At 56.8% G+C, this 3,994-nt stretch carries 4 protein-coding genes; all 4 read left to right on the top strand.

Features of this window, described 5'->3' with window-relative positions; all coding sequences use genetic code 11:
* On the top strand, positions 1-1,117 hold a 1,117-nt coding region (guaA, locus tag ACOSYY_RS11235; protein ID WP_421662460.1), incomplete at its 5' end, for a glutamine-hydrolyzing GMP synthase.
* 67 nt (positions 1,118-1,184) lie between these two features.
* Complete coding sequence (locus tag ACOSYY_RS11230; protein ID WP_421662459.1) at positions 1,185-2,036, top strand: pseudouridine synthase; 852 nt, start codon at positions 1,185-1,187, stop codon at positions 2,034-2,036.
* A complete protein-coding gene (aspS, locus tag ACOSYY_RS11225; RefSeq protein ID WP_421662462.1) occupies positions 2,033-3,796 on the top strand; it encodes an aspartate--tRNA ligase in 1,764 nt (587 codons plus the stop codon). The genes ACOSYY_RS11230 and aspS overlap by 4 nt, the downstream gene beginning before the upstream one ends.
* 15 nt (positions 3,797-3,811) lie before the next feature.
* Positions 3,812-3,994, top strand: a 183-nt coding sequence (locus ACOSYY_RS11220; protein ID WP_421662458.1) for a chorismate synthase, incomplete at its 3' end; no start/stop codon positions are given.

The following is a 3,994-nucleotide window of genomic DNA, read 5'->3' as shown; positions in this document are numbered from 1 at the left end:
GTCGATCGCGCATACGAACAACTCGCCGGTCGCGGCGATGAAGCGGGACGATCACACGCGCCGGATCTATTGTTTGCAGTTCCATCCCGAGGTGGCGCACACACCGGAAGGGACGAAGATTCTGCGCAACTTCGTCTATGAGATTTGTGGATGCAAGCCGACCTGGACCATGCAGTCCTATGTGGAGACCGCAGTCGGGCAGATTCGCGAACAGGTCGGCAAGGAGCGGGTCATCTGTGCGCTGAGCGGCGGCGTGGATTCATCGGTCGCGGCTGCCCTCACGCATCGGGCGATCGGCGATCAGCTCACCTGCATCTTCGTCGATAACGGCGTCTTGCGGACGGGGGAACGGGATCAGGTGGAGAAAACCTTCGCGTCGCAGTTACATCTCAACTTGCGAATTCTGGACGGGACCAAACAGTTTCTCGCCGATCTGAAGAACGTGACGGATCCGGAACGGAAACGAAAGATCATCGGTCGGCAGTTCATCAAGCACTTCGAGGCCGAATCCAAAAAACTGAAAGGCATCAAGTATCTCGTCCAGGGCACGCTGTATCCCGACGTCATCGAAAGCGTCAGTTTCAAAGGTCCGTCGGCCACGATTAAAACCCATCATAACGTCGGCGGCTTGCCCGCGCGCATGAGGCTCAAACTTATCGAACCGCTGCGGGAGCTCTTCAAGGATGAAGTGCGGGTGTTGGGGACGGAACTGGGAGTGCCGGACGACATCGTTTGGCGACAGCCCTTCCCGGGTCCAGGCTTGGCGATCCGCGTGCTCGGTGCAGTGACGCCGGAACGGTTGGCGATTCTGCGGGCGGCGGAAGGGATCGTCGATCAGGAAATCCGAAGTGCCGGTCTCTATCGTGAAATCTGGCAGGCGTTTGCCGTCTTGTTGCCGATTCGAACGGTTGGAGTGATGGGCGATCAGCGGACCTATGAGCATGTCATCGCGATTCGCGCGGTCACCAGCGTAGACGGCATGACCGCCGATTGGGCCGAGATTCCGAATGACGTGCTGGGCCGCATGTCGAATCGGATCATCAACGAAGTCAAAGGTGTGAATCGAGTCGTGTACGACATCAGCTCAAAACCGCCGTCAACAATTGAGTGGGAATAAGGTCGAGGGCACGGTAAGGGTGAGAAGTTAGTTGGAAGCATCAGCCTGAACCTCGACCGCAGCCTTCATGAAAATGGAAGTCAGACTTCAAAAGCTTATCGCCGGCACGGGCCTTTCGTCACGCCGAAAGGCTGAGATGTTGATCGTCTCGGGACGCGTATCGGTGAACGGCAGGATCATCACGGAACTCGGGACGAAGGTCGATCCCACCCGAGATCATGTGAAGGTCGACGGGAAGCACCTCACGTCCGCGCAGCCGTTTGTGTACCTGATACTGAATAAACCCAAGAACGTGATGTCTACACTCGATGATCCTGGCGGACGGACGACCGTGAAGGATTTCTTGCGGGGCGTCTCCGTTCGTGTGTTCCCTGTCGGTCGGCTCGATTTCGACAGCGAAGGATTGATGCTGCTGACGAATAACGGCGAGCTTGCGCAGGCCCTGTTGCACCCGCGCTATCATGTGCCGAAGACGTATCTGATAAAAGTGAAGGGTGCGTTGAGTAATGAAGAGATCAGCCGTTTGGAGCGAGGAGTCAAACTCGAGGATGGGATGACGAGTCCATCCCATGTGAAGAAGGTGCGAAAGGTCGAGGCGAACTCCTGGTTGGAGATCACGATCCGTGAGGGACGCAAGCATCAAGTCAAGCGCATGTTGGACGCGGTCGGACACCCGGTCCTCAAGCTCATACGGATTCGGATGGGGCCTCTCTCGCTCGGCAATCTGGAACCGGGGGAATTTCGGTTCTTGATGGATCGGGAGGCCAACGCGTTGCGCGAGTTGATCGATGAGCGGATGACCTCGGTTGAACGGGGAGAGGAGCCGGCAACGAGACCGAAGCGGCCGATCAGGAGAGAGGGGTGGGCCAAGCCCGAGAGGAGCAAAAAGTTTTCTGGGAAGAAAGTGAAGGCGACATGAACATCCGAACTCACCGCTGTGGAGAGTTGAGTAAGAACCAGATCGGCCAGACCGTCGTCTTGAACGGGTGGGTTCAACGGCGGCGCGATCATGGCATGGTCATCTTCATCGATCTTCGTGATCGGACCGGCATCACACAGGTGGTGTTTAATGCCGAGCGAAACCTTCAGGTGCATCAGGCCGCCCATTCGCTCCGCAGCGAGTGTGTCGTGTCGGTCATTGGCCGGGTCATGGCGCGGCCGGATGAATCGAAGAATCCCCATCTCTCCACCGGAGAAGTCGAGGTCTTCGTCGACGAGGTGGAAATTCTGAATGAAGCCAAAACGCCCCCGTTTTTAATCGAAGACGATGCCGAAGTGACGGAAGCGATTCGGTTGAAATACCGCTTTTTGGACCTGCGTCGGCCCAGGATGCAGCGGCTCTTGAGCCTCCGTCATGGGATCACGCAGGCCACGAGGGAATTCGTGAATGCAGAAGGATTCTTGGAAGTAGAGACACCGATTCTGACCAAGAGCACACCGGAGGGCGCCCGGGACTATTTGGTGCCGAGCCGCGTCAATGCCGGGCAGTTTTTCGCGCTGCCGCAGTCGCCGCAGCTATTCAAGCAAGTTTTGATGGTCAGCGGAGTCGATCGCTACTATCAGATTGCCCGCTGCTTTCGTGACGAAGATCTCCGGAACGATCGGCAGCCGGAGTTCACCCAGATCGATCTGGAAATGTCGTTCGTGGATCGTGAGCAAGTCATGAGTCTCATGGAGCGCATGATCGTGACCATCTTCAGTAAGGCCGGCGGTGTACAGTTGCCGGCGCCCTTTCCTCGAATGACCTATGCCGAGGCGGTAGGCCGCTATGGATCGGATAAGCCTGATCTCCGGTTCGACATGCCGCTCTACGATATGACGGCGTTTGGCGCGTCGAGTGAGTTCAAGGTTTTCAAAGAAGCGGCGACCAAGGGCGGTATCGTCAAGGCCGTGATCGTGAAGGGCGGAGCGACGCTGTCGCGAACACGCATCGACGCATTAGGTGAAACGGCGAAGAGTTTCGGCGCCAAGGGCCTGGCCTGGCTCAAGGTTACGGCGGAAGGACAACTTGAATCGGTAATTGCCAAGTTCTTGGATGCCAAGACATTTGCAGCGGCATTGCCTCAAGCCATGCCTGAGGATTTGGTTCTATTCGGCGCGGACAAAGCCTCCGTCGTCCACGATGTGATGGGGCGTATCAGGCTGTTGCTGGGTGAAGAACTGAATCTCATCGACAAGACCGCTTGGAAGCCGCTTTGGGTGACGGATTTTCCTCTGCTCGACTATTCTGCGGAAGAGAAGCGATATGTGGCCATGCATCATCCGTTCACGGCACCGCTTGATGAAGATCTCGTGTTATTCGAGTCCGATCCGCTGAAAGTGCGGGCGAAGGCTTATGACATGGTGCTGAATGGGAGTGAGGTTGGGGGCGGCAGTATTCGTATCCACCGGCGCGATGTGCAAAGCAAAGTGTTCGACCTCCTCGGAATCGGCAAGGACGAAGCCTCGACGAAGTTTGGGTTTCTGCTCGATGCGCTCGAGTATGGTGCACCACCGCATGGGGGTATCGCATTTGGTTTGGATCGGTTGGTCATGTTGCTCGGCAATGCCGACTCCATCCGCGATGTCATCGCATTCCCAAAGACGCAGAAAGCGCAATGTCCTCTCACCGACGCTCCATCGGCTGTGAGTTCCGATCAACTCAAGGAATTGCGAATTAAGTTAGATATGGTCGAATAGGGAGCTGTAGTCCGTATGGCCGGCAATACCTTCGGTCGAATTTTCACGGTTACCTCGTTCGGTGAAAGCCACGGACCGGCCATTGGATGTGTCGTCGACGGCTGCCCGCCTGGGCTTTCGCTGTCGACTGAAGACATTCAGAAAGATCTCGACCGTCGGAAACCCGGTACTTCTCGCCATGTCACCCAGCGACAGGAG

This window comes from Nitrospira sp. BLG_2 (assembly GCF_049222245.1).
Note: the sequence above shows the minus strand (reverse complement) of the source record. Positions and strands in the feature narration are given on the sequence as shown.

What these genes read in the sequence shown, in the direction of transcription:
- aspS (WP_421662462.1), top strand. Translation starts at nt 2,033, where the DNA reads ATGAACATCCGAACTCACCGCTGTGGAGAGTTGAGTAAGAACCAGATC.
- ACOSYY_RS11230 (WP_421662459.1), top strand. Translation starts at nt 1,185, where the DNA reads ATGAAAATGGAAGTCAGACTTCAAAAGCTTATCGCCGGCACGGGCCTT.